The organism is Serratia sp. SA088 (assembly GCF_049065515.1).
GTDB classification, from domain to species: Bacteria; Pseudomonadota; Gammaproteobacteria; order Enterobacterales; family Enterobacteriaceae; genus Serratia; species Serratia nematodiphila.
In genome coordinates, this window is the sequence record NZ_JBAKGW010000008.1 from 232,578 (window position 1) to 256,314 (window position 23,737).

At 61.1% G+C, this 23,737-nt stretch carries 24 protein-coding genes; 21 read left to right on the plus strand and 3 right to left on the minus strand.

Annotated features, from left to right (window positions below):
* Position 1: 1 nt before the first annotated feature.
* The 8 genes from livF (at position 2) to ACOWVD_RS20215 (ending at position 8,080) form a co-directional block, all read left to right on the plus strand.
* Positions 2-703 (plus strand): high-affinity branched-chain amino acid ABC transporter ATP-binding protein LivF, encoded by a 702-nt coding sequence (livF, locus tag ACOWVD_RS20180; protein WP_004934391.1) that lies wholly within the window; start codon positions 2-4, stop codon positions 701-703.
* 44 nt (positions 704-747) lie between these two features.
* Positions 748-1,935, plus strand: a complete 1,188-nt coding sequence (locus tag ACOWVD_RS20185) for a PLP-dependent aminotransferase family protein (protein ID WP_004934394.1) — start codon at positions 748-750, stop codon at positions 1,933-1,935.
* Between the two features lie 187 nt (positions 1,936-2,122).
* The gene (gene ugpB, locus ACOWVD_RS20190) at positions 2,123-3,442 is read left to right on the plus strand and encodes a sn-glycerol-3-phosphate ABC transporter substrate-binding protein UgpB (protein ID WP_004934396.1); all 1,320 of its coding nucleotides are present in this window, start codon (positions 2,123-2,125) and stop codon (positions 3,440-3,442) included.
* Positions 3,443-3,520: 78 nt separating this feature from the next.
* On the plus strand, positions 3,521-4,408 hold the full coding sequence (gene ugpA / locus ACOWVD_RS20195) for a sn-glycerol-3-phosphate ABC transporter permease UgpA (RefSeq protein WP_015376293.1): 888 nt from the start codon (positions 3,521-3,523) through the stop codon (positions 4,406-4,408).
* On the plus strand, positions 4,405-5,250 hold the full coding sequence (gene ugpE / locus ACOWVD_RS20200; protein WP_004934403.1) for a sn-glycerol-3-phosphate ABC transporter permease UgpE: 846 nt from the start codon (positions 4,405-4,407) through the stop codon (positions 5,248-5,250). Before ugpA ends, ugpE begins: the two co-directional genes overlap by 4 nt.
* Positions 5,251-5,255: 5 nt before the next feature.
* On the plus strand, positions 5,256-6,326 hold the full coding sequence (locus tag ACOWVD_RS20205; RefSeq protein WP_015376294.1) for a sn-glycerol-3-phosphate import ATP-binding protein UgpC: 1,071 nt from the start codon (positions 5,256-5,258) through the stop codon (positions 6,324-6,326).
* Entirely contained in the window at positions 6,326-7,063 is a 738-nt protein-coding gene (ugpQ, locus tag ACOWVD_RS20210; protein WP_015376295.1) for a glycerophosphodiester phosphodiesterase, read from the plus strand. Before ACOWVD_RS20205 ends, ugpQ begins: the two co-directional genes overlap by 1 nt.
* 60 nt (positions 7,064-7,123) lie before the next feature.
* Positions 7,124-8,080 (plus strand): AEC family transporter, encoded by a 957-nt coding sequence (locus tag ACOWVD_RS20215; protein WP_049241604.1) that lies wholly within the window; start codon positions 7,124-7,126, stop codon positions 8,078-8,080.
* On the opposite strand, the gene ACOWVD_RS20220 is transcribed toward ACOWVD_RS20215, so the two are convergent.
* Positions 8,061-8,390, minus strand: coding sequence for a hypothetical protein (locus tag ACOWVD_RS20220; protein WP_016929457.1), 330 nt, complete (start codon positions 8,388-8,390; stop codon positions 8,061-8,063). The two genes, ACOWVD_RS20215 and ACOWVD_RS20220, sit on opposite strands and share 20 nt — an antisense overlap.
* A gap of 151 nt (positions 8,391-8,541) precedes the next feature.
* Here ACOWVD_RS20220 and ACOWVD_RS20225 point away from each other — a divergent pair, with 151 nt between their 5' ends.
* On the plus strand, positions 8,542-9,402 hold the full coding sequence (locus ACOWVD_RS20225) for a carboxylate/amino acid/amine transporter (RefSeq protein ID WP_004934420.1): 861 nt from the start codon (positions 8,542-8,544) through the stop codon (positions 9,400-9,402).
* 16 nt (positions 9,403-9,418) lie between these two features.
* On the opposite strand, the gene metR is transcribed toward ACOWVD_RS20225, so the two are convergent.
* On the minus strand, positions 9,419-10,363 hold the full coding sequence (metR, locus tag ACOWVD_RS20230; RefSeq protein WP_015376299.1) for an HTH-type transcriptional regulator MetR: 945 nt from the start codon (positions 10,361-10,363) through the stop codon (positions 9,419-9,421).
* A 90-nt stretch (positions 10,364-10,453) separates the two neighbouring features.
* On the opposite strand from metR, the gene metE reads away from it, so the two are divergent.
* Positions 10,454-12,742, plus strand: coding sequence for a 5-methyltetrahydropteroyltriglutamate--homocysteine S-methyltransferase (metE, locus tag ACOWVD_RS20235; RefSeq protein WP_197799051.1), 2,289 nt, complete (start codon positions 10,454-10,456; stop codon positions 12,740-12,742).
* A gap of 86 nt (positions 12,743-12,828) precedes the next feature.
* Here the strand turns inward: metE and ACOWVD_RS20240 are convergent, their stop codons facing one another.
* Positions 12,829-13,656: a dienelactone hydrolase family protein gene (locus tag ACOWVD_RS20240; RefSeq protein WP_004934429.1), complete on the minus strand. Its 828-nt coding sequence runs from the start codon at positions 13,654-13,656 to the stop codon at positions 12,829-12,831.
* A 493-nt stretch (positions 13,657-14,149) separates the two neighbouring features.
* Between ACOWVD_RS20240 and udp the strand changes: the two genes are divergently transcribed.
* The 11 genes from udp (at position 14,150) to tatD (ending at position 23,732) form a co-directional block, all read left to right on the plus strand.
* The gene (gene udp, locus ACOWVD_RS20245; protein WP_004934432.1) at positions 14,150-14,911 is read left to right on the plus strand and encodes a uridine phosphorylase; all 762 of its coding nucleotides are present in this window, start codon (positions 14,150-14,152) and stop codon (positions 14,909-14,911) included.
* A gap of 129 nt (positions 14,912-15,040) precedes the next feature.
* Positions 15,041-15,823, plus strand: a complete 783-nt coding sequence (locus ACOWVD_RS20250; protein WP_015376302.1) for a tyrosine-protein phosphatase — start codon at positions 15,041-15,043, stop codon at positions 15,821-15,823.
* Positions 15,824-15,902: 79 nt separating this feature from the next.
* Positions 15,903-16,433: a DedA family protein gene (locus ACOWVD_RS20255; protein WP_004934438.1), complete on the plus strand. Its 531-nt coding sequence runs from the start codon at positions 15,903-15,905 to the stop codon at positions 16,431-16,433.
* Between the two features lie 140 nt (positions 16,434-16,573).
* Positions 16,574-18,121 carry a DNA recombination protein RmuC gene (rmuC, locus tag ACOWVD_RS20260; protein ID WP_049241614.1) on the plus strand — a complete coding sequence of 516 codons (1,548 nt, stop codon included), beginning with the start codon at positions 16,574-16,576 and terminating at the stop codon, positions 18,119-18,121.
* A 78-nt stretch (positions 18,122-18,199) separates the two neighbouring features.
* The gene (ubiE, locus tag ACOWVD_RS20265; protein ID WP_004934443.1) at positions 18,200-18,955 is read left to right on the plus strand and encodes a bifunctional demethylmenaquinone methyltransferase/2-methoxy-6-polyprenyl-1,4-benzoquinol methylase UbiE; all 756 of its coding nucleotides are present in this window, start codon (positions 18,200-18,202) and stop codon (positions 18,953-18,955) included.
* 13 nt (positions 18,956-18,968) lie between these two features.
* Entirely contained in the window at positions 18,969-19,577 is a 609-nt protein-coding gene (gene ubiJ, locus ACOWVD_RS20270) for a ubiquinone biosynthesis protein UbiJ (RefSeq protein ID WP_015376304.1), read from the plus strand.
* The gene (gene ubiB / locus ACOWVD_RS20275; RefSeq protein ID WP_004934451.1) at positions 19,574-21,205 is read left to right on the plus strand and encodes a ubiquinone biosynthesis regulatory protein kinase UbiB; all 1,632 of its coding nucleotides are present in this window, start codon (positions 19,574-19,576) and stop codon (positions 21,203-21,205) included. Before ubiJ ends, ubiB begins: the two co-directional genes overlap by 4 nt.
* 80 nt (positions 21,206-21,285) lie before the next feature.
* Positions 21,286-21,549 carry a Sec-independent protein translocase subunit TatA gene (tatA, locus tag ACOWVD_RS20280; protein WP_004934452.1) on the plus strand — a complete coding sequence of 88 codons (264 nt, stop codon included), beginning with the start codon at positions 21,286-21,288 and terminating at the stop codon, positions 21,547-21,549.
* Between the two features lie 3 nt (positions 21,550-21,552).
* Complete coding sequence (tatB, locus tag ACOWVD_RS20285) at positions 21,553-22,122, plus strand: Sec-independent protein translocase protein TatB (protein ID WP_049241616.1); 570 nt, start codon at positions 21,553-21,555, stop codon at positions 22,120-22,122.
* A gap of 3 nt (positions 22,123-22,125) precedes the next feature.
* Entirely contained in the window at positions 22,126-22,896 is a 771-nt protein-coding gene (gene tatC, locus ACOWVD_RS20290) for a Sec-independent protein translocase subunit TatC (RefSeq protein WP_004934456.1), read from the plus strand.
* Between the two features lie 53 nt (positions 22,897-22,949).
* On the plus strand, positions 22,950-23,732 hold the full coding sequence (gene tatD, locus ACOWVD_RS20295) for a 3'-5' ssDNA/RNA exonuclease TatD (protein WP_421105752.1): 783 nt from the start codon (positions 22,950-22,952) through the stop codon (positions 23,730-23,732).
* The last annotated feature ends 5 nt before the right edge of the window (positions 23,733-23,737 follow it).

Genomic DNA, 23,737 nt, shown 5'->3' on the forward strand with positions numbered 1-23,737 from the left:
TATGTTGTCATTCAATCAGGTATCCGCCCATTACGGCAAAATTCAGGCGCTGCATCAGGTCAGTCTCACGATAAGTCAGGGCGAAATCGTGACGTTAATCGGCGCCAACGGCGCCGGTAAAACCACGCTGCTCGGCACCCTGTGCGGCGAACCGCGCGCCAGCGAAGGCAGCATCGTCTTTCAGGGCCAGGACATCACCCAGTGGCAAACCTCGCGCATCATGCGTGAAGCGGTGGCGATCGTACCGGAAGGGCGGCGCGTCTTCTCGCGCATGACGGTGGAAGAAAACCTGGCGATGGGCGGCTTCTTCGCCGATCGCCAGCAGTATCAACAGCGCATCGAACGGGTGTTCACGCTGTTCCCGCGCCTGCTGGAGCGCCGAAGCCAGCGCGCCGGCACCATGTCCGGCGGCGAGCAGCAAATGTTGGCCATCGGCCGCGCGCTGATGAGCCAGCCGAAGCTGCTGCTGCTCGACGAACCTTCGCTTGGGCTGGCGCCGATCATCATCCAGCAGATTTTCGACATCATTCAGCAGCTGCGGGAAGAGGGCATGACTATCTTCCTGGTGGAGCAAAACGCCAATCAGGCGCTGAAATTGGCGGACCGCGGTTATGTGCTGGAAAACGGCCGCGTGGTGTTGGAAGATACGGGGGCTGCATTGTTAGCCAACGAAGCAGTGAGGTCGGCGTATCTGGGCGGTTAATCCGCCCCCCTACGAATTAAAATAATCAGGTACGAGAAGAAGAAATGAAGACAGAAGGGTTACTCGCGCAGCGCATCGTTAACGTAAAAAGTTCGGCCATCCGTGAATTGCTTAAGCACAGCAAGATGGAACACGTCATTTCGCTGGCGGGCGGCATCCCCTCTGATGCGCTGTTCGATTTCGAAGGATTGAGCATTGCCACCCAGCAGGCGATCACCGAACAGCCGAAAAGCGCGTTCCAGTATGGCCTGACCGAGGGCAGCCCGCTGTTGCGTGAGCGCATCTGCGCGCTGTGCGCCGAGCGCGGCGTCACCGCGCGCGCGGAAGAGGTGATGGTCACCGCCGGCTCTCAGCAGGCATTGGATTTGGTGATGCGCGCCATCGTCAACCCGGGCGACGTGTTCGTGGTGGAGCGCCCGACCTACCTGGCGGCGCTGCAAACGCTGGAACTGGCGGAAGCCAACATCATGTCGGTCTCGTCCGACAGCGACGGCATGGTGGTGGAAGAGCTGGCCGAGCTGCTGAAAACCCAGCGTATCAAGGGCGTGTACGTGGTGCCGAACTTCGGCAACCCGAGCGGCATCACCCTGAGCGCCGCGCGCCGCGAACTGCTGGTGAAGCTGGCCGCCGAACATAACTTCCTGATCATCGAAGACGATCCGTACGGCGAGCTGCGTTTCACCGAAGAGCGCCACCCGACGCTGCATCAGGTGTCGCAGCGGGTGCTGGGCAATACCGACCACATTATCTATACCTCGACCTTCTCCAAGATCCTGGCGCCGGGCCTGCGCCTGGGATGGGCGATCCTGCCGCCGTTCCTGCTGCATAAAGTGGCGATCATCAAACAGGCGGCGGATCTGCACGCCAGCGCCCTGTCGCAGAGCATCGTCGAATGCTACCTCGGCCTGGATCGCCTGCCGGCCCAGATCGACAAGATCCGCGCCGCCTACAAACAGAAGGGTGAGATCCTGGCCGGTTTGGTGGAGCAGGAGCTGGGCGACTACATCACCTTCGATAAACCGAAGGGTGGCATGTTCCTGTGGGCGCGTTTCCGCCAGCCGTTCAACGCCACCGAATGGCTGAACACCACGCTGCAGCAGGGCGTAGTGTTCGTGCCGGGGGAATACTTCTTCTCCGACAACCCGGATCGTTCGACCTTCCGCCTGTCGTTCGCCACCGCCACCGAGCAGCAGATGCAAGAAGCGGTCGCGCGCCTGCGCCGTTCGCTGTAGTCCTCGCGGCGGCGGAGCCGATGCCCGCCGCCGACATCAAACCGCCATCTTCACTTCACCTTGCCGTCATGTGGCTGTCATCTAACGGTTATTTTTCTGTCATCCGCGCATGGCATGTTAGCTTCCGAACAAAAAACTGATTCTTTTCGCTCACGCGCTTTTACACCAGCTTTTTCAGGAGTTAGGCATGCTCACCTACGCTATTCGCAAAACCACGCTGTGCGTCGCATTGACCCTGGCCGTCAGCGCCCAGGCGCTGGCGGCGACAGAAATCCCGTTCTGGCATTCGATGGAAGGCGAACTGGGTAAAGAAGTGGACTCTCTGGCGGATCGCTTCAACCAGTCGCACAGCGACGTCAAGATTGTGCCGGTTTATAAAGGCAACTACGAACAGAGCCTGGCGGCGGGTATCGCCGCTTACCGCTCCGGCAAGGCGCCGGCGATCTTGCAGGTTTACGAAGTGGGCACCGCCACCATGATGGCCAGCAAAGCCATCAAGCCGGTCTACGAAGTGTTTAAAGAGGCCGGTATCAACTTCGACGAATCGGTGTTCGTGCCGACGGTGGCCGGCTATTACACCGACAACAAGAGCGGGCATCTGCTGTCGCAGCCGTTCAACAGCTCCACGCCGGTGCTGTACTACAACAAAGACGCCTTCAAAAAGGCCGGCCTGAACCCGGATCAGCCGCCGAAAACCTGGCAGGAACTGGCGGCGGATACCGCCAAGCTGCGCGAAGCTGGCATGAAGTGCGGTTACGCCAGCGGCTGGCAGGGTTGGATCCAACTGGAGAACTTCAGCGCCTGGCACGGCGTGCCGTTCGCCAGTGAAAACAACGGTTTCGGCGGCACCAGTGCCAAGCTGGAGTTCAACCAACCGCTGCAGGTCAAGCATATCGCGCTGCTCGAAGCGATGAACAAGAAGGGTGATTTCACCTACTTCGGCCGCAAAGACGAATCTACCGAGAAGTTCTACAACGGCGATTGCGCCATCACCACCGCCTCATCCGGTTCGCTGGCGGACATCAAGCACTATGCCAAATTCAACTACGGCGTCGGCATGATGCCGTACGACGCTGACGCGAAAAATGCGCCGCAGAACGCCATCATTGGCGGGGCCAGCCTGTGGGTGATGAACGGCAAAGACGCCGCCACCTACAAGGGCGTGGCCGAATTCCTGCAGTACCTGGCGCAGCCGGAAATCGCCGCCGAATGGCACCAGAAGACCGGCTATCTGCCGATCACCACCGCGGCTTACGATCTGACCAAGCAGCAGGGCTTCTACGACAAGAACCCGGGCGCCGACGTCGCCACTCGCCAGATGCTGAACAAGCCGCCGTTGCCGTTCACCAAGGGCCTGCGTCTGGGCAACATGCCGCAGATCCGCAGCGTGGTGGATGAGGAGCTGGAAGGCGTGTGGACCGGCAAGAAAACGCCTCAGCAGGCGTTGGACGCCGCCGTGCAGCGCGGTGACGTACTGCTGCGTCGCTTCGAAGCATCAACCAAATAACCCTGCGTCGCGGGCCCGGCGGACCGGGCTCGCGTCTTCACGCCGATCCTTCCGTGCCCGATTAATGGTTTAACTGCTATGTCATCTTCCCGTCCCGGTTTCGGCTGCAGCTGGTTGCCCTATGCATTGGTGCTGCCGCAGCTGCTGATTACCGCCGTCTTCTTTTTATGGCCCGCCGGCGAGGCGCTGTGGTATTCGGTGCAGAGTCTCGATCCGTTCGGCCTGTCCAGCCAGTTTGTCGGGCTGGATAACTTTAAGCAGCTGTTCCAGGATCCTTACTACCTCGACTCGTTCTACACCACGCTGATCTTCAGCTTCCTGGTGGCGGGCATCGGGCTGGCGGTCTCGCTGTTCTTCGCTGCGCTGGTGGACTACGTGCTGCGCGGCAGCCGCCTCTATCGCACGCTGATGATCCTGCCCTACGCGGTGGCGCCGGCGGTGGCGGCGGTGCTGTGGATCTTTCTGTTCAACCCCGGTCTCGGGTTGATCACCCACTTCCTCAATGGGTTGGGCTATAACTGGAACCATGCGCAAAACAGCGGCCAGGCGATGTTCCTGGTGGTGCTGGCCTCGGTATGGCAGCAGATAAGCTATAACTTCCTGTTTTTCCTCGCGGCGCTGCAGTCGATCCCGCGTTCGCTGGTGGAGGCGGCGGCCATCGACGGCGCCGGCCCGGTACGCCGCTTCTTCCATCTGGTGCTGCCGCTGATCGCGCCGGTGAGCTTCTTCCTGCTGGTGGTCAATCTGGTGTACGCCTTCTTCGATACCTTCCCGGTGATCGACGCCGCCACCGGCGGCGGGCCGGTGCAGTCCACCACCACGTTGATCTACAAGATCTACCGCGAAGGCTTCGCCGGATTGGATCTCTCCAGCTCCGCCGCGCAGTCGGTGATCCTGATGCTGCTGGTGATCGGCCTGACGGTGATCCAGTTCCGCTTCGTTGAACGTAAGGTGCGCTACCAATGATTGAGAATCGACGCGGGCTGGACATCTTCAGCCATGTGATGCTGATTATCGGCGTGCTGGTGGTGCTGTTCCCGCTGTACGTGGCCTTTGTCGCCGCCACGCTGGACGACAAACAGGTGTTTCAGGTGCCGATGACGCTGGTGCCCGGCGGCCACCTGTGGGAGAACATCCGCAATATCTGGCAGGGCGGCGTGGGCAACCTCAAAGTGCCGTTCTCGCTGCTGCTGCTGAACAGCGTGATCATGGCGCTGGCGATCACCTGCGGCAAGATCGCGGTGTCGGTGCTGTCGGCTTACGCCATCGTATATTTCCGTTTCCCGCTGCGCAGCCTGTTCTTCTGGCTGATTTTCCTCACCCTGATGCTGCCGGTGGAGGTGCGCATTTTCCCGACGGTGGAGGTGATCTCCAACCTCAACCTGCTGGACAGTTACACCGGCCTGACGCTGCCGCTGATGGCCTCGGCCACCGCCACCTTCCTGCTGCGCCAGTTCTTCATGACGCTGCCGGATGAGCTGCTGGAGGCGGCGCGCATCGACGGCGCCGGGCCGATGCGTTTCTTCTGGGACATCGTGCTGCCGCTGTCGAAAACCAATCTGGCGGCGCTGTTCGTCATCACCTTTATCTACGGCTGGAACCAATATCTGTGGCCGATCCTGATCACCAGCGACGCCTCGATGGGCACCGCGGTAGCGGGCATCAAGAGCATGATCTCCACTTCCGGCGCGCCGACCCAGTGGAACCAGGTGATGGCGGCGATGATTCTGACTTTATTGCCACCGCTGGCGGTGGTGCTTCTGATGCAGCGCTGGTTTGTGCGCGGTCTGGTTGATAGCGAGAAATAACGACGATGGCAGGATTAAAACTACAGGCGGTCACCAAGTCTTACGACGGTAAAACGCCGGTGATCAAACAGATAGACCTCGACGTGGCGGACGGCGAATTCATCGTGATGGTCGGCCCGTCCGGCTGCGGCAAATCCACGCTGCTGCGGATGGTGGCCGGGCTGGAACGCACCACCAGCGGCGATATTTATATCGATACCCGGCGCGTGACCGATCTGGAGCCCAAGGATCGCGGCATCGCGATGGTGTTCCAGAACTACGCGCTCTATCCGCACATGAGCGTGTACGACAACATGGCTTACGGCCTCAAGATCCGCGGTTTCGGCAAGGAGCATATCCGCCAGCGGGTGGAGGAAGCGGCGCGCATCCTGGAGCTGGAGCCGCTGCTCAAGCGCAAACCGCGCGAACTTTCCGGCGGCCAGCGCCAGCGGGTGGCGATGGGGCGCGCCATCGTGCGCGAACCGGCGGTGTTCCTGTTCGATGAGCCGCTGTCCAACCTGGACGCCAAGCTGCGGGTGCAGATGCGCCTGGAGCTGCAACAGCTGCACCGACGCCTGAAAACCACCAGCCTGTACGTGACCCACGATCAGGTGGAGGCGATGACGCTGGCGCAGAGGGTGATCGTGATGAATAAGGGCGTGGCGGAGCAGATCGGCACGCCGAGCGAAGTATACCAACGGCCGGCTTCGCTGTTCGTCGCCGGCTTTATCGGCTCGCCGGCGATGAATTTGCTGCCCGGCACCCTGAGCGCCGACGGTAGCCAGCTGCTGCTGGCGGACGGCATGGCGCTGCCGTTGCCGGCGGCCAAGCCGCAGTGGGCGGGGCGGCCGTTGACGCTGGGCATTCGGCCGGAGCATATTCAACTGGTGGCGCAAGGCCAGGGCGTGCCGCTGCAGCTGCAGACGCTGGAACTGCTGGGGGCCGACAATTTGGCGCACGGCCAGTGGGGCGGCCACGGAGTGATAGCGCGGCTGTCGCATGAAACCTTGCCGACGGCGGGCAGTACGCTATATTTGCAGCTGCCTGCTCAGGCGCTGCACTTTTTTGACACCCACAGCGGATTACGGATGGATTGATGACGAGACCCTGGCCTTACCCTCATATTGTCGCCCACCGCGGCGGCGGTTCTCTGGCGCCGGAAAACACCCTGGCGGCGATCGACGTCGGCGCGCGCCACGGCCACAAGATGATCGAGTTCGACGCCAAGCTGGCGCAGGACGGGCAAATTTTCCTGCTGCACGACGACACGCTGGATCGCACCAGCAACGGTTGGGGCGTGGCGGGTGAGCTGCCGTGGGACAAACTGGTGCAGCTGGACGCCGGCAACTGGTACAGCTCGGCCTTCAAGGGCGAGCGGCTGCCGCTGCTGTCGGAGGTGGCGGAACGCTGCCGGGAACACGGCCTGATGGCCAATATCGAGATCAAACCGACCACCGGCAGCGACGATGAAACTGGCCGGGTGGTGGCGCTGGCGGCGCGGTTGCTGTGGCAAGGGCAGACCGACCCGCTGCTCTCCTCCTTCTCGGTGGAAGCGCTGGCGGCGGCGCAACGCACCGTGCCGGATTTGCCGCGCGGTTTGCTGCTGGAGGACTGGGACGACAACTGGCGCGAGCTGACCGAACGTCTGGACTGCGTCTCGCTGCATATCGACCACAAGGCGTTGACTGCCGAGCGGGTGAAAGCGTTGAAAGACGCCGGTCTGCGCATTCTGGTGTATACCGTTAACCAGCCGGATCGCGCGCGCCTGCTGCTCGACTGGGGCGTTGACTGCATTTGCACCGACCGGATAGATTTGATTGGCCCGGAGTTCTAATCCGGCGCCGATGAATCCTGCGACGACAAGCCTTGCCGCCGCACCACCGGAAGGAATGCGATGCCTGGCTTTATCCTGTCACTGTGGCACCAGATGGTGCTGTCATTACCGCTGTTCGTCCTGATCGCGTTGGGTTATGGGCTGATTCGCTGGGGGAAATGGCCCACCAGCATCACCGATGGCCTGACGCGCTTTGTGTTTTCCCTCGCCTTGCCCGCCATGCTGTTTCGCATGATGTGCGACTTCTCGCAGCGCCCGGCGGTCGACGCCCGGCTGCTGATCGCGTTCTTCGGCAGTTGCCTGATCGTGTTCGTGCTCGGCCGTCTCGTCGCCCGGCACCTTTTCCGGCTGGATGGCGTCGCCGGGTCGGTGTTTGCGCTGGGTGGTATTTTCTCCAATAACGTGATGCTCGGTTTACCGATCGCCAGCGTGATGCTGGGGGAGGCGGCGATCCCGTCGGTGGCGCTGGTGCTGGTGTTCAACGGCCTGATCCTGTGGACGCTGGTCACGGTGTCGATCGAATGGGCGCGCAACGGCTCGCCGACGCTGGGGGGCTTTGCTAAAACCGCGCGCAGCGTGCTGACCAACCCGCTGATCGTCGGCATTTTGTCCGGCACGCTGTTTAGCCTGACCGGCCTGCCGCTGCCGGACTTCGTCGATCGGCCGGTCAGCATGCTCGGCCAGGTGGCGGCGCCGCTGTCGCTGGTGGTGCTTGGCATGGGGCTCGCCGAGTACCGCATCAGCGAAGGCTGGCAACTGAGCAGCGCCATCTGCGTGCTGAAGTTGCTGGTACAGCCGTTGGTGATTTGGCTGCTGGCCTGGATGATGGATCTGCCGCCGATGGAGACCCGCGTGGTGGTGCTGCTGGGCTCAATGGCGGTGGGGGTGAATGTCTACCTGATGTCGCGCCAGTTCAATACGCTCACCGGCCCGGCCGCCACCAGCCTGGTGATGTCCACCGTGCTGGCGGCGATCACCACGCCGCTGATCCTCACCGTTATGGGCGTGCGGGCGTAGCCGGCAGCGGGGCCTGCGGCACCGCCGGCGCGGTGCGGTTGAACGGATCGCGCGGCTGGTTGCCGTTAGGCAGCAGCTGGCCGCCGTTCGGCGTGGTTTGCAACAGCTGTTGCCGTTGATTGTCGAACTGGCGCTGCTGTTGCAGGCGGCGTTGATCCATCTGCCGGTTGTTCAACAAGCGCTGTTGCTGCGCCTGTTGGCTGTTTTGGTTGAGAAGCTGCTGCTGTGAACGCAGATCGGTTACGCCGTTGGCCGCTGCAGCCAGGCCGGGCAGCAACAGCAGAGCGAACAGGATGTGAGACGTTTTCATGATGGTTACCTCGCTTTTTTATTAAGCCTAACCCAGCGGTGAAATTTTGCTGGTAGTTTGTATTTTGTTCAAATGTAAACCGCCTTTTCGCCAACGCGGTGCCCATCTTCCGTTACAATCGCCCTTTCGGTCTTTTTAGGGTGAACCCATCGTGCTGCTTTTGGTTATAACCACCATTCTGTGGGCGTTTTCTTTCAGCCTGATCGGCGAGTATTTGGCGGGTCAGGTCGACAGCGGGTTTTCGGCGCTGGTGCGCATCGGGCTGGCGGCGCTGGTGTTCCTGCCGTTCCTGCGTTGGCGCAATATCAAGCCCAGGGTGATCCTGCTGTATATGCTGGTGGGCGCCTTCCAACTGGGGATCATGTATCTGTTCAGCTTCCGCGCCTATCTCTACCTGACGGTACCCGAATTCCTGCTGTTCACCGTGTTGACGCCGCTGTACATCACGCTGATCTACGACTTACTGAGCGGCCGACGTTTACGCTGGGGCTATGTGTTCAGCGCGCTGCTGGCGGTGCTGGGCGCGGCGATCATTCGCTATCACCAACTGAGCGAACACTTCTGGTGGGGGCTGCTGTTGGTGCAGGCGGCGAACATCAGCTTCGCCATCGGCATGGTCGGCTATAAGCGCCTGATGGAAGTGCACCCCTTGCCGCAACACACCGCTTTTTCCTGGTTCTACCTGGGGGCGGCGGCGGTGGCGGTGGTGGCCTGGTTCCTGTGGGGCAATCCGCAGCAGCTGCCGACGACCAATCTGCAGTGGGGCGTGCTGATCTGGCTGGGCGTGGTGGCGTCGGGGCTGGGCTATTTCATGTGGAACTACGGCGCGACGCAGGTGGATGCCGGCACACTCGGCATCATGAACAACATGCATGTGCCGGCCGGCTTGCTGGTCAACCTGGCCATCTGGCAGCAACAGCCGCACTGGCCGAGCTTTATCATCGGCGGGGCGGTGATCGTCGCTTCGCTGTGGGTGCACCGCCGCTGGGTGGCGCCGAAACAGCTCGGCTAAACGGGAGGGCGACAGTTTATACGCCGGCCGCCAACGCTTTGGCGCCGGTCGCGCCGGGGCGTGCCGCGTCGCGCACGAACGGCAGATGATCGCAGGCGTGCTGGCGGGCCGAGCGGATAAAGGCTTCGGTCACCGCCTGGCGCTGTTCGCCGTCGCGCACGGCGGCGTACAGGCGGCTCCACAGGCCGTCACCCAGGGTTTTGGTCACCACCAGCCCCTGCCGTTCGAAACTCTCCACCACCCAATGCGGCAGCGCCGCAATCCCCATCCGCGCCGAGACCATCTGGATCAGCAGCAGCGTGTTATCGACGTTCTTCAACGCCGGGTTGACGCCCGCCGGCTGCAGGAAATGCCGCCAGATATCCAGCCGCTGGCGCTGCACCGGGTAAATCAACAGCGTTTCATCGCTCAAGTCTGCCGGCTCGATGTGCGGCTTGCCGGCCAGCGGATGATCCGGCGCCAGCACCAGACGCACCTCGAAATCGAACATCGGCGAATAGTGCAGGCCGCTGCGCGGCAGAATATCCGACGTCATCACCAGATCCAGCTCGCCCTGTTGCAGGGCCGGCTGCGGATCGAAAGTCACGCCGGAGGTGAAGTCCATCACCACCTGCGGGAAACGCTGGCGGAAATTGTCCAGCGCCGGCGTCAGCCACTGAATGCAGCTGTGGCATTCGATGGCGATGCGCAGCGTGGTCTGGTGCGGCTCGTGGCAGGCCTGCAGCGCCTGTGAGATTTGCGGCAGCACCTGTTCCGCCAGCTGCAGCAAGATCTCGCCCTGGGCGGTGAAGCGCAGCGGCTGGCTCTTGCGCACGAACAGCTTGAAGCCCAGACGTTGCTCAAGATCGCTGAACTGGTGCGACAGGGCAGACTGCGTCTGATGAAGTTGGGCCGCCGCCCCCGCCAGCGAACCGCTGCTGCGCAGGGCCTGCAGCGTCCGTAAATGTTTCAGTTCGATCATGAGAGTCCTTCACATTGACAGTGAATAAATTGCGCTTGTGGTTAATACAGTACCTGCTGATTATGGATGTGTAAACATCTGGACGGCTAAATGGGGAATATGACGATGGCAATTTTGAATCACACACTGGGTTTTCCTCGCGTTGGGCTACGACGTGAGCTGAAAAAAGCTCAGGAAAGCTACTGGGCCGGCAACTCAACGCAGGAAGAGCTGTTGGCGGTTGGCCGCGAGCTGCGCGCTCGCCATTGGCAACAGCAACAGCAGGCCGGGGTGGATTTGGTGCCGGTCGGCGATTTCGCCTGGTACGATCATGTGTTGACCACCAGCCTGCTGCTGGGTAACGTGCCGGCGCGCCATCAGAATGCGGATGGCTCGATCGATCTGGACACGCTGTTCCGCATCGGCCGTGGCCGCGCACCGACCGGCGAGCCGGCGGCCGCGGCAGAAATGACCAAATGGTTCAACACCAACTACCACTACATGGTGCCCGAGTTCCAACAAGGCCAGCAGTTCAAGCTGGGCTGGACCCAACTGCTGGATGAAGTGGACGAAGCGCTGGCGCTTGGTCACCGCATCAAACCGGTGCTGCTGGGCCCGGTGACCTATCTGTGGCTGGGTAAAGTGAAGGGCGAGCCGTTCGATCGCCTGTCGCTGCTGAAAGACATTCTGCCGGTTTACCAGCAGGTGCTGGCCGAGCTGGCGAAACGCGGCGTCGAGTGGGTGCAAATTGACGAGCCTGCGCTGGTGCTGGAGCTGCCGCAGGCCTGGCTGGACGCCTTTAAACCAGCTTACGACGCGCTGCAGGGGCAGGTTAAGCTGTTGTTGACCACGTATTTCGACAGCGTCGGCCACAACCTCGATACGGTTCGCACGCTGCCGGTGCAGGGGCTGCACGTCGATCTGGTCGCCGGTCACGACGATATCGCCGCGCTGAGCGCCGCATTGCCGCAAGACTGGCTGCTGTCGCTGGGCGTGATCAACGGCCGCAACGTTTGGCGCGCCGATCTGAGCCGCTGGTTCGAACGTCTTCAGCCGCTGGTGGGCACCCGCCCGTTGTGGATTGGCTCCTCCTGTTCACTGCTGCACAGCCCGATCGACCTGAGCGTGGAAAGCCGTCTGGATGAAGAAGTGAAAAGCTGGTTCGCCTTCGCTCTACAAAAATGCGCCGAGTTGGCGCTGCTGGCTGCGGCGCTGAACGCGCCTGACGCGGCGAAGCAAGCCGAACTGGACGCCTACAGCGCACCGATCCGCGCCCGCCGCCAGTCGAGCCGTGTACACAATGCGCAGGTTGAGCGCCGTCTGGCCGCGATCACTGCGCAGGACAGCGAGCGCCACAGCGCTTACGCCGAGCGCGCCAGGGCGCAGCGCGAACGTTTCAACCTGCCGGCCTGGCCGACCACCACCATCGGTTCGTTCCCGCAAACCACCGAGATCCGCGGCCTGCGCCTGGATTTCAAACAGGGCCGTTTGGACGGCAACAACTACCGCACCAGCATTGGAGAGCACATCAAACAGGCGATCGTTGAGCAGGAGCGCCTCGGGCTGGACGTGCTGGTGCACGGTGAAGCCGAGCGCAACGACATGGTGGAATATTTCGGCGAGAACCTCGACGGCTTCGTGTTTACCCAGAACGGCTGGGTGCAGAGCTACGGCTCCCGCTGCGTGAAGCCGCCGGTGATCATCGGTGACGTCAGCCGCCCGGAAGCCATTACCGTCGAATGGGCCAAATTCGCCCAGTCGTTGACCGACAAGCCGGTGAAAGGCATGTTGACCGGGCCGGTGACCATCCTGTGCTGGTCGTTCCCGCGTGAAGACGTGACCCGCGAAGTGATCGCCAAGCAGATTGCGCTGGCGCTGCGCGACGAGGTGGAAGATTTGGAAAAAGCCGGCATCGGCATCATTCAGATCGACGAACCCGCCCTGCGCGAGGGGCTGCCGCTGCGCCAATCCGACTGGGCCGCCTACCTGAACTGGGCGGTGGACGCCTTCAAATTGAACGCCGCCGTGGCGCGGGATGACACCCAGATCCACACCCACATGTGTTACTGCGAGTTCAACGACATCATGGACTCCATCGCCGCGCTGGACGCCGACGTGATCACCATCGAGACCTCGCGTTCCGATATGGATCTGCTGGAAGCCTTCAAAGAGTTCGAATACCCGAACGAAATCGGGCCGGGCGTCTACGATATCCACTCGCCGAACGTGCCGAGCGTGGAATGGATCGAAGCGCTGCTGCGTAAAGCGGCGCAGAACATCCCGGCGGAACGCCTGTGGGTTAACCCGGACTGCGGCCTGAAAACCCGCGGCTGGCCGGAAACCCGGCAGTCGCTGGCCAACATGGTATTGGCGGCGCAGCGCCTGCGCGAGCAGGCGTGATGGCGTGCGGCGGATGAGCTCCGCCGCTTACAGATTGACTGGTGTGATGATTGGGCGCTTCGGCGCCCTTTTTTATGCGGGGGAGGTTACTTGACGCCGTGCTGGGCGAACCACGCCAGCATGCGTTGCCAGCCGTCTTGCGCCGCTTCGGCGTTGTAGCTGGGACGATAATCGGCGTTGAACGCATGCCCGACCTCGGGGTACACCACGATTTCGGCCTCGGCGTTGGCGGCGCGTATCGCCTGGCGCATGGTTTCCACCGTCTCCAGCGGAATGCCGCTGTCCTGCCCGCCATACAGCCCCAGTACCGGCGCCGACAGGTGGGTGGCGACATCGACCGGATGCTTCGGTGAATTCAGCGTTTTCTCACCGACCAGTTTGCCGTACCAAGCGACCGCGGCCTTCAACTGCGGGTTGTGCGCCGCGTACAGCCAGGTAATGCGGCCGCCCCAGCAGAAGCCGGTGATCGCCAGCTTGCCGGCGTCGCCGCCGTGGCGGATAGCCCAGTGCGCGGCGTGATCCAGATCCGACAGCACCTGACGATCCGGCACCCTGGTCACCAACTGCTGGAACAGCTCGCCGATATCGCTGTAGTCGTTGGCATCGCCCTGGCGAAAATAGAGCTCAGGCGCGATCGCCAGATAGCCCTGCTTGGCCAGGCGACGGCACAGATCCTGAATGTGCTCATGGACGCCGAAGATTTCCTGCACCACCAGCACGATGGGGAAGGGGCCGCTCTGATCGGCGGGTTTGGCGACGTAGGCCGGCAGCGCGTCGCCCTGAGAAGGGATGGTCGTTTGCCCGGCATGAATGCCCTGTTCGTCGGTGATAATCGCGGAGGCGGCCAACGGCGCGGCGGCCGGGGCGAATCCCCCCTGAGCCTGTTCTAATGTCATCACATGTTCGGTTTTCATTGCGGTCTCCGTGCAATAGAAAAAAGCGCTGAGATTAACTATAGGAAAGATTACCCATTATTGGCGCTGCGTGGCGCACTTTCGGACAAGTCGATAAAAAACGGCTAATTATCTGGCTTTGCGGCATTTTTAAGCGCTTTTTATCATGTTATTACGCGTTTTGGCCCGCGTAAGTGCCATAAGGTGCGTTAGAGGGCTTTTTTGCCCCTAAGCAACCGATAAGATGGAGTTATTTCGGATTGATGAGCTAAATAGTTTCAGCCGGCAACCAACGGGCAGGGAGCTGCAAGGTTTGTCGGCTAGACTGAGGTTTAGCGGTGCATTCTGGATGCCTTATAGTGATAGTGATTTTTTGTGATAAAAATCACAAAAAATATGTAGCATGTAATTTGTTTCTCTTTTCATAGTGACTGTCGTCACGAAATTAAGCGGCGATTTTCAGTAGAGTGCTTTTTTGTTCCTCCCAATAAACATGATCCATGAGGAGTCTCGTATGTCTCAGTCTGACGTTTTTCATCTCGGCCTCACCAAGAACGATTTACAAGGGGCCCAGCTTGCCATCGTGCCGGGCGATCCGCAGCGCGTAGAGAAGATTGCCAAGCTGATGGAAAATCCGGTGCATCTGGCCTCCCATCGTGAATTCACCACCTGGCGCGCAGAGCTGGACGGCAAGGCGGTGATCGTCTGCTCCACCGGTATTGGCGGCCCGTCTACCTCTATCGCGGTGGAAGAGCTGGCGCAGCTGGGCATTCGCACCTTCCTGCGCATCGGCACCACCGGCGCCATTCAGGCCAATATCAACGTCGGTGACGTGCTGGTGACTACGGCGGCGGTACGCCTCGACGGCGCCAGCCTGCACTTTGCGCCGATGGAGTTCCCGGCGGTTGCGGACTTCGCCTGCACCACCGCGCTGGTGGAAGCGGCCAAAGCCAGCGGCGCGACCACCCACATTGGCGTAACCGCCTCTTCCGATACTTTCTACCCGGGCCAGGAACGTTACGACACCTACTCCGGCCGCGTGGTCAGCCGTTTTAAAGGCTCGATGGAAGAGTGGCAGGCGATGGGCGTGATGAACTATGAAATGGAGTCCGCCACGCTGCTGACCATGTGCGCCAGCCAGGGCCTGCGTGCCGGCATGGTGGCTGGGGTGATCGTTAACCGCACCCAGCAAGAGATCCCGAACGCCGAGACCATGAAAAACACCGAAAGCAAAGCGGTGCAGATCGTGGTGGATGCCGCCCGCCGGCTGCTGTAATCGCCTCCCCTGAACGGGCCGCCGCCGCGGCCCGTTTTTCCATTCGCGACTAATCTGTTACGGTGATACTCCTCAGCGCTGCGCCGATGGCCGCCGCGCGTTGTCATAACAAAAACAACGAGGACGTTTATGACCGCCCAGATCCTGCTTCATCCTTCGCTTGCGCCGCTCGACGGCGGCATTAATTTCCGTGACTTCGGCGGCAACGGCGTGGCCGACGGGCGCCGCATCAAGCGCGGCCTGCTGTTTCGTTCCGGTTCCCTCGAGCGGCTGACGGAAAACGACTGCGCCTTTCTCGCCGGCGTGCCGGTGCGTTCGGTGCTGGACTACCGCGATGCCGACGAAGTGCAGGCCAAACCGGATATTCTGTGGAATGGCGCCGACTATCATCACGTGCCGGCCAACCCGCTGAGCAGCGAAGTCAACGCCAACCTGGAGAAGCTCACCAACGAAACGCTGGCCGCTTTCGACGCCCGCGCGTTCATGCTGGAACTGTATCGCCGCCTGCCGTTCGGCAATGTGGCCTATCAGCGGTTGGCGCAGCTGCTGAGCAACCCCGGCGGCGGCGCGATCGTGCAGCACTGCGCAGTCGGCAAGGATCGCACCGGGGTCGGTTCGGCACTGGTGCTGTTCGCGCTGGGGGCCGACGAAGCGACGGTGCTGGAAGACTATCTGCTGACTGAAACCACGCTGGCCACTTTCCGCGAGCAGATGCTGGATCAGCTCTCTATCAAGCTGAATGCGGCGGCACTGGAGCAATTCGCCTACGTGCTCAGCGCGCGCGAGGAGTTCCTGATGACGGCGCTGGGCTGCATCCGTCAGCAATACGGCTCCACCGACCGCTGGCTGGAAGCGGAATACGGTCTGGGCGCGGCCCAGCGCGAAGCGCTGCAGGCGTTCTACCTCGAGTAAATCGCCGCGTGTTTAACCGGGGTTTAACTCGCCCCGGCTTATCCTAGGCGGCGAACCATCGCGTATCAGGAGCCCCGTATTGAGCCTCAATGACGTTATCAACTGGGTCAGCGACGTCGTGCGTCAGCACGAAGGCTGGGCCATTCCCATCATCTTCTTCCTGGCGTTCGGCGAGTCGCTGGCGTTTTTGTCGCTGCTGCTGCCGGCCACGGTGATCCTGCTGGCGCTGGGCGCGCTGATCGGCGAAAGCGGCATCGCCTTTTGGCCGATTTGGGCCGCCGCCGCCGCCGGGGCGTTTTTCGGCGACTGGCTCTCTTACTGGATCGGCTATCACTATCAGGATCGCGTGGCCCATATGTGGCCGCTGTCGCGCAATCCGCAGCTGCTGGCGCGCGGCCACGCCTTCTTTGAACGCTGGGGCGTGCTGGGCATTTTCATCGGCCGCTTCTTCGGCCCGCTGCGCGCCGTGGTGCCGTTGGTGGGCGGCATTTGCGGCATGCCGCAGCGCTATTTCCAACTGGCCAACGTCACGTCGGCGATGATCTGGGCGTTCGGCATTCTGGCGCCGGGGGCGTTCGGCATCAAGTGGCTCAGCCAGTGGCTGGGTTGATTTCTCGCTAAATTGCGCAGCGCCGCGCAATATTGTGCGCGGCCGGCAAAATCAGGCTGGACATCCATACAGCCTCCCCTTAACGTGACGGGCAATGGGCGTGCAAAACGCCGCAACGGCAAGGTGCAACAGGAGGCAGGGTGGATACCAGTCTGATTTATGGGATTGGCGGCGTAGCGATCGGCATGCTGTTGGGGTGGCTGATCGCCAGTCTGCGGGTGCAGCAGACGCATGCGCAACATGAAACCGAGCTGCGGTTGCTGGAGCAAGCGTTGCAGCAGGCGCAGCAGGAAACGGCGGCGCGACAGGAAACGCTGCAGCGCCACGAGCAGCAGTTGCGCCAGAGCGAGCTGGAGCTGCGCAATCTGCACAGCCAACTGGCGGCCGGACATGAGAAGCTGCAACAGCTCAACCATTGGCGCAACGAATGCGAGCTGCTCAATCAGGAGCTGCGCGCCCAGCGCGAGGTTAACAGCGCGCAGGAAGCCGAACTGCGCGAAGTCACCATCCGTCTGGAAGAGACGCGTATGGCGGCGGAGGAGAAGCAGCGCCTGCTTATCAACAGCGAACAGCGGCTCACCACCCAGTTTGAAAATCTCGCCAACCGCATTTTTGAACACAGCGGCCGCAAGGTTGACGAGCAAAATAAGCAAAGTTTGGATCGTTTACTGCTGCCGCTGCGCGAACAGCTGGACGGTTTCCGCCGGCAGGTGCAGGACAGCTTTGGCCAGGAGGCGCGGGAGCGCCATACGCTGACGCACGAGATACGCAATCTGCAGCAGTTGAACGCGCAGATGGCGCGCGAGGCGATCAACCTCACCAAGGCGCTGAAAGGCGACAACAAAACGCAGGGCAACTGGGGCGAGGTGGTGCTGAGCCGGGTGCTGGAGGCTTCCGGCCTGCGCGAAGGGCATGAGTATGAAACGCAGGTCAACGTGCGGGTGGATCATCAGAGCCGCATGCAGCCCGATGTGATCGTGCGCCTGCCGCAGGGTAAGGATGTGGTGATTGACGCCAAGATGTCGCTGATCGCCTACGAGCGCTATTTCAACGGCGAGGATGAGGCGGAGCGCGAAGCGGCGCTGAGCGAACATATCGCCTCGCTGCGCGGCCACATCCGCATGCTGGGCCGCAAGGACTATCAGCAGCTGCCGGGGCTGCGTTCGCTGGATTATGTGCTGATGTTCATTCCGGTCGAGCCCGCCTTCCTGCTGGCTATCGATCGCGAGCCGGAGCTGATCAGCGAAGCGCTTAAGCACAACATCATGCTGGTCAGCCCGACCACGTTGCTGGTGGCGCTGCGTACCATCACCAACCTGTGGCGCTATGAGCATCAGAGCCAGAACGCCCAGCGCATCGCCGATCGCGCGGCGAAACTGTATGACAAGATGCGGCTGTTCGTGGACGATATGTCCGCTCTGGGGCAGAGCCTGGACAAGGCGCAGGGCAGTTATCGTCAGGCGATGAACAAACTGAGCGAAGGCCGTGGTAATCTTATCGGCCAAATTGAAGGTTTCCGCGCGTTGGGGGTTGAGGTCAAACGGCCGATAAACCCGCTGCTGGCGCAGCAAGCCGGCGCGCAACACGATGAAGCGGAAGAGGCGAACGACGATGATGTCGCCGCGCTGCCGCAGACGAACGACGATGACGATACCGCCGGGGAACCGGGCTTCGTTTCGCACGGCTGAGGCCGTGGCGAGGTGGGGTATTCACCGGGCTTCTGGTACACTCATCCACACAAAATTGACTGAATAGCAGGCAGGACAATGGCAGATCAATCGCAGGAAACCACCGATTTCGGTTTTCGCACCGTCGCTAGAGACGAAAAACAGGCCATGGTGGCGGACGTTTTCCATTCGGTAGCGGCAAAGTATGACGTGATGAACGACCTGATGTCGTTCGGTATTCACCGTATCTGGAAGCGTTTCACCATTGACTGCAGCGGCGTGCGCCGCGGGCAGCGCGTGCTGGATCTGGCCGGCGGTACCGGCGACCTGGCCGCCAAGTTCTCCCGCATGGTGGGCGAGCAGGGGCAGGTGGTGCTGGCGGACATCAACGATTCGATGCTCAAGATGGGGCGCGAGAAGCTGCGCGATCGCGGCATCGTCGGCAACATCAATTACGTGCAGGCCAACGCCGAAGCGCTGCCGTTCCCGGACAATTACTTCGATTGCATCACCATCTCCTTTGGCCTGCGTAACGTCACCGACAAAGACAAAGCGCTGCGCTCGATGTTCCGCGTGCTGAAGCCGGGCGGCCGTCTGCTGGTGCTGGAATTCTCCAAGCCGCTGCTGGCGCCGCTGAGCAAAGCCTATGACGCCTACTCTTTCCACGTGCTGCCGAAGATCGGCGAGCTGGTGGTGAAAGATCCGGACAGCTACCGCTACCTGGCGGAATCGATCCGCATGCACCCCGATCAGGAAACCCTGAAGGGCATGATGGGCAACGCCGGTTTTGAAAACGTCACCTATTTCAACCTGACCGGTGGGATTGTCGCCCTGCATCGCGGCTTCAAGTTCTGAGAGGGAGATGCCGATGCTGTTTACCCCTCTGCTGACCGGCGCGCTGGAAACCTCGCTGAATAACCTGCTGTTTCGCGATCGCAGCATGAAAGCCGCCCGCCAACGCCTGGCGGGCAAGGTGCTGCGCATCGAACTGGAAGAGTTGGCTTCGCCGCTGGTGCTGGTGTTCAGCGAACTGCGCGTGGATGTGCTGGGGCAGTCTGAAGACAGCGCCGATTGCACCGTGCGTAGCCGCATTCCCTCCTTGCTGAAGCTGCGCGATCGCCAGCAGTTGCCGGTGCTGATGCGCAGCGGCGAATTGACGGTGGAAGGCGATATTCAGGTGGTGCAACAGCTGGTTGGCCTGCTCGATCTGGCGGAGTGGGATCCGGCGGAGTGGCTGGCGCCCTACATCGGCGATATCGCCGCCCAAGGCATTACACAGGCGCTGGGAAAAGGCGCCTCGCTGCTGAAAGCCGGCTTTATGCGCCGGCAGCAAGACATGGCTGAGGCGTTGACAGAAGAGTGGCGCCTGGCGCCGGGGCCGCTGGAAGTGGTGTGGTTCAACGAAGAAGTTGACGCACTCGCCCGCAGCGCGGAAGCGCTGATTGCCCGTATGGACAAGTTGGAGGGCAAGCGATGACCCCAGGCGAACTGCGCCGTTTGTATTTTATCGTCCGCGTTTTTCTCAGCTATGGGCTGGATGAGCTGATCCCTAAAATGCGGTTGACGCTGCCGCTGCGCTTTGGCCGTCGGCTGTTGTTCTGGATGCCGAATCGGCATAAGGACAAACCGTTGGGTGAACGTCTGCGGCTGGCGCTGCAGGAATTGGGGCCGGTTTGGATCAAGTTTGGCCAAATGATGTCGACCCGTCGCGATCTGTTTCCGCCGCACATTGCCGATCAGCTGACGCTGCTGCAGGATCGGGTGGCGCCTTTCGATGGCGCGTTGGCGCGTAAGCATATCGAGCTGGCGATGGGCGGCCCGCTGGAGACCTGGTTCGATGACTTCGATCAGCAGCCGCTGGCCTCTGCCTCGATCGCGCAGGTGCATACCGCGCGGTTGAAAACCACCGGCCAGGAAGTGGTGCTGAAGGTGATCCGGCCGGATATCGGGCCGATTATCAAGGCCGACGTGCGCTTGATGTACCGGTTGGCAGGCTGGGTGCCGAAGCTGTTGCCGGACGGCCGCCGTCTGCGCCCGCGCGAAGTGGTACGCGAGTATGAGAAAACTCTGCTGGACGAATTGAACCTGCTGCGCGAAGCGGCTAACGCCATTCAGCTGCGCCGCAATTTCGACGGCAGCCCAATGCTGTACGTACCGGAAGTTTATTCCGACTACTGCCGCGAAAGCGTATTGGTGATGGAGCGCATTTACGGCATTCCGGTCTCGGACATCGCCACGCTGGAACAGCAGGGCACCAACATGAAACTGTTGGCGGAACGTGGCGTCCAGGTGTTCTTTACCCAGGTCTTCCGCGACAGCTTCTTCCATGCGGACATGCATCCCGGTAATATTTTCGTCAGCTACGAACATCCGGAAGATCCTTGCTACATTGGCATCGACTGCGGCATCGTCGGTTCGCTGAACAAGGATGATAAACGCTACCTGGCGGAAAACTTCATCGCCTTCTTCAACCGCGATTACCGCAAGGTGGCGGAACTGCACGTCGACTCCGGGTGGGTGCCGCGCGACACCAACGTGGAAGACTTCGAATTCGCCATCCGCACCGTGTGCGAGCCGATTTTCGAGAAGCCGCTGGCGGAGATTTCCTTCGGCAACGTGCTGCTGAACCTGTTCAACACCGCGCGACGCTTCAATATGGAAGTGCAGCCGCAGCTGGTGTTATTGCAGAAGACCTTGCTGTATGTTGAAGGACTGGGGCGTCAGCTCTATCCGCAGCTGGATCTGTGGACCACCGCCAAGCCGTTCCTCGAGAGCTGGCTGCGCGATCAGGTCGGCATTCCCGCCGTGGTGCGTGCGCTGAAAGAGAAAGCGCCGTTCTGGGCGGAGAAGCTGCCGGAACTGCCCGAGCTGTTTTACGACAGCTTGCAGCAGCATAAACTGTTGCAACAAAGCGTTGATAAGCTGACCAACCAGATGCAGGCTCAGCGGGTTCGTCAGGGGCAGTCACGTTATTTGTTCGGCGTTGGCGCTACACTGTTGGTAAGCGGCACGCTGTTGCTGCTGGGGCAAATCGAGGTGTTTCCCGCCTGGATGATGGCCGCCGGCATCGTATGCTGGGTGATTGGCTGGAAGCGAACCACCTGATTTAATTCGTTACTCTGGTAAAGTCGGCTCTATAATGCGGGCTGGCTTTAAAAGACCCTTTAAAATTAGAGGTAATTAAAATGGGCGGTATTAGTATTACGCAATTGTTGATCATCGCAGTGATCGTGGTGCTGTTGTTCGGTACCAAAAAACTGCGCACGCTGGGCTCCGATCTCGGCGCCTCGATCAAGGGCTTCAAGAAGGCGATCGGCGACGATACGCCGTCGACCCCCAACACGGCTGAGAAAAGCAGCCTGGATGACGCTGACTTCTCGGCCAAGCCTATTACCGATAAGCAGCCGGAAGTGAAACCGGAAGAGTCGAAGAACAAAGAGCAGGTATAAACCGTGTTTGACATTGGGTTTAGTGAGCTGCTGCTGGTGCTGGTGATCGGCCTGGTTGTTCTGGGGCCGGAACGCTTGCCGGTCGCGGTCAGAACGGTATCGGGCTGGATCCGCGCGCTGCGCTCGCTGGCGGCCTCGGTGCAGCACGAACTGTCTCAGGAGCTGAAGCTGCAGGAGCTGCAGGACAGCCTGAAAAAAGCGGAACAGGCCGGCCTGCAGAACCTGACGCCGGAACTGAAGGCGTCGATGGATGAGCTGAAAGACGCGGCGGAATCATTGAAACGCACCTACCAGGGCGAGAAAGAAGAGCTGGCGAACACCATTCATAACCCGCAGATCACCGATCCGGAAGCCTTGCACGACGGCGTGACGCCGGCGGAAGCGGCAACCCGCGCCAGTGCGCCCGCCGCCGCGCCAAAACCGGCAGCGGAATCTGAAGCCGTCGCGCCCGTGTCACCAGCACCGCCGGTGGCGGCGCAACCGGCTAAGGCGCCGGCGGAAACCGCGCCGGCACCTGTCGAACCTGTTGCGGATAAAACCCCAGCGTCTCACCAACCTAGTGGCGATCGTTAATACATGGCTGTTGAAGATACCCAACCCCTTATCAGTCATCTGATAGAGCTGCGCAAGCGGCTGCTTAACTCGATTATTTGCGTGCTGGCGGTGTTCGTGGTGCTGGTGTTTTTCGCCAACGACATCTACCAGTTGGTCTCTGCGCCGCTGCTCAAGCAGCTGCCGGCCGGGGCGAGCATGATCGCTACCGACGTGGCGTCACCGTTCTTTACGCCGATCAAATTGACCATGATCGTCTCGGTGTTCGTCTCCGCACCGATGATTTTGTATCAGGTGTGGGCATTCATCGCGCCGGCGCTGTACAAGCATGAACGCCGCTTGATGATGCCGCTGCTGGTGTCCAGCAGCCTGCTGTTCTACCTCGGCATGGCTTTCGCCTACTTCATCGTGTTCCCGCTGGCCTTCGGCTTCTTTGCCAAGACCGCGCCGATGGGGGTGACCATTGCCACCGACATCAAAAACTACCTCGATTTCGTCATGGCGCTGTTTATGGCGTTCGGCGTTGCTTTCGAAGTGCCGGTCGCCATCATTCTGCTGTGCTGGAGTGGCGTCACCTCGCCGGAAGATCTGAAGAAGAAACGGCCGTATGTGTTGGTTGGCGCGTTTGTGGTCGGCATGCTGTTGACGCCGCCGGACGTGTTCTCGCAAACCCTGTTGGCAATACCGATGTATCTGCTGTTTGAAGTGGGGGTGTTCTTCGCCCGCTTCTATACCGGCAAACGTCGTCCGCAGGCGGAAGAAGAAGACGAGGGTGACGAACCGCCAGCTCCCTGATCCATCTTGATTGCGAAGCCGCCCATTGGGCGGCTTTTGCTTTGGAAAAAATCATGTTTGATATCGGCGTTAATCTCACCAGCAGCCAATTCGCCAAAGACCGCCAGGCGGTGGTGGAACGCGCCCGTGCCGCGGGCGTTACCGGGATGTTGATTACCGGCACCGATCTGCCGGAGAGCCGCGAAGCGGCGGAATTGGCGCAGCAACATGCGGGCTACGGTTGGTCTACCGCCGGTGTGCATCCGCATTACGCCAGCGGTTGGGATGAACACACTGCCGAGCAGATTTATGCGTTAGCCGCACGCCCTGAAGTGGCGGCGATCGGCGAATGCGGCCTGGATTTTAATCGCAACTTCTCGACGCCCGTACAGCAGGAAGCGGCGTTCACCGCGCAGCTGGCGCTGGCGGCGGAGTTGGCGCTGCCGGTGTTTCTTCATTGCCGCGACGCACACGCACGTTTTGCCGAGCTACTGACGCCGTGGTTGGATAAACTGCCCGCGGCCGTGGTGCACTGCTTCACCGGCACCGCCGAAGAATTAACAAGCTGCCTGTCGTTGGGCCTGTCGATCGGGATTACCGGTTGGGTCTGCGACGAGCGGCGCGGCCTGGAATTGCGTGCCCTGTTGCCGCAGATCCCGGCCGAGCGTCTGCTGCTGGAAACGGACGCCCCTTATCTGTTGCCCCGGGATTTACAGCCTAAACCCGCATCTCGCCGCAACGAACCCTGTTTCCTGCCCCATATCTTGCATCAGGTCGCCGTCTGGCGGCAGGAAGAGCCGCAATGGCTGGGGCAAAAAACCGATGAGAACGCCCGCCGGCTATTCCGGCTGGTTTGAGCTAG

Coding starts and splice junctions, on each gene's coding strand:
- tatC (WP_004934456.1), top strand. CDS start 22,126: ATGGCTGTTGAAGATACCCAACCCCTTATCAGTCATCTGATAGAGCTG.
- ACOWVD_RS20205 (WP_015376294.1), top strand. CDS start 5,256: ATGGCAGGATTAAAACTACAGGCGGTCACCAAGTCTTACGACGGTAAA.
- livF (WP_004934391.1), top strand. CDS start 2: ATGTTGTCATTCAATCAGGTATCCGCCCATTACGGCAAAATTCAGGCG.
- ubiB (WP_004934451.1), top strand. CDS start 19,574: ATGACCCCAGGCGAACTGCGCCGTTTGTATTTTATCGTCCGCGTTTTT.
- ubiE (WP_004934443.1), top strand. CDS start 18,200: ATGGCAGATCAATCGCAGGAAACCACCGATTTCGGTTTTCGCACCGTC.
- ugpB (WP_004934396.1), top strand. CDS start 2,123: ATGCTCACCTACGCTATTCGCAAAACCACGCTGTGCGTCGCATTGACC.
- ACOWVD_RS20215 (WP_049241604.1), top strand. CDS start 7,124: ATGCCTGGCTTTATCCTGTCACTGTGGCACCAGATGGTGCTGTCATTA.
- ubiJ (WP_015376304.1), top strand. CDS start 18,969: ATGCTGTTTACCCCTCTGCTGACCGGCGCGCTGGAAACCTCGCTGAAT.
- tatD (WP_421105752.1), top strand. CDS start 22,950: ATGTTTGATATCGGCGTTAATCTCACCAGCAGCCAATTCGCCAAAGAC.
- ugpQ (WP_015376295.1), top strand. CDS start 6,326: ATGACGAGACCCTGGCCTTACCCTCATATTGTCGCCCACCGCGGCGGC.
- ugpE (WP_004934403.1), top strand. CDS start 4,405: ATGATTGAGAATCGACGCGGGCTGGACATCTTCAGCCATGTGATGCTG.
- ACOWVD_RS20240 (WP_004934429.1), bottom strand. CDS start 13,656: ATGAAAACCGAACATGTGATGACATTAGAACAGGCTCAGGGGGGATTC.
- ACOWVD_RS20185 (WP_004934394.1), top strand. CDS start 748: ATGAAGACAGAAGGGTTACTCGCGCAGCGCATCGTTAACGTAAAAAGT.
- tatA (WP_004934452.1), top strand. CDS start 21,286: ATGGGCGGTATTAGTATTACGCAATTGTTGATCATCGCAGTGATCGTG.
- ACOWVD_RS20220 (WP_016929457.1), bottom strand. CDS start 8,390: ATGAAAACGTCTCACATCCTGTTCGCTCTGCTGTTGCTGCCCGGCCTG.
- ACOWVD_RS20250 (WP_015376302.1), top strand. CDS start 15,041: ATGACCGCCCAGATCCTGCTTCATCCTTCGCTTGCGCCGCTCGACGGC.
- metR (WP_015376299.1), bottom strand. CDS start 10,363: ATGATCGAACTGAAACATTTACGGACGCTGCAGGCCCTGCGCAGCAGC.
- metE (WP_197799051.1), top strand. CDS start 10,454: ATGGGGAATATGACGATGGCAATTTTGAATCACACACTGGGTTTTCCT.
- ugpA (WP_015376293.1), top strand. CDS start 3,521: ATGTCATCTTCCCGTCCCGGTTTCGGCTGCAGCTGGTTGCCCTATGCA.
- udp (WP_004934432.1), top strand. CDS start 14,150: ATGTCTCAGTCTGACGTTTTTCATCTCGGCCTCACCAAGAACGATTTA.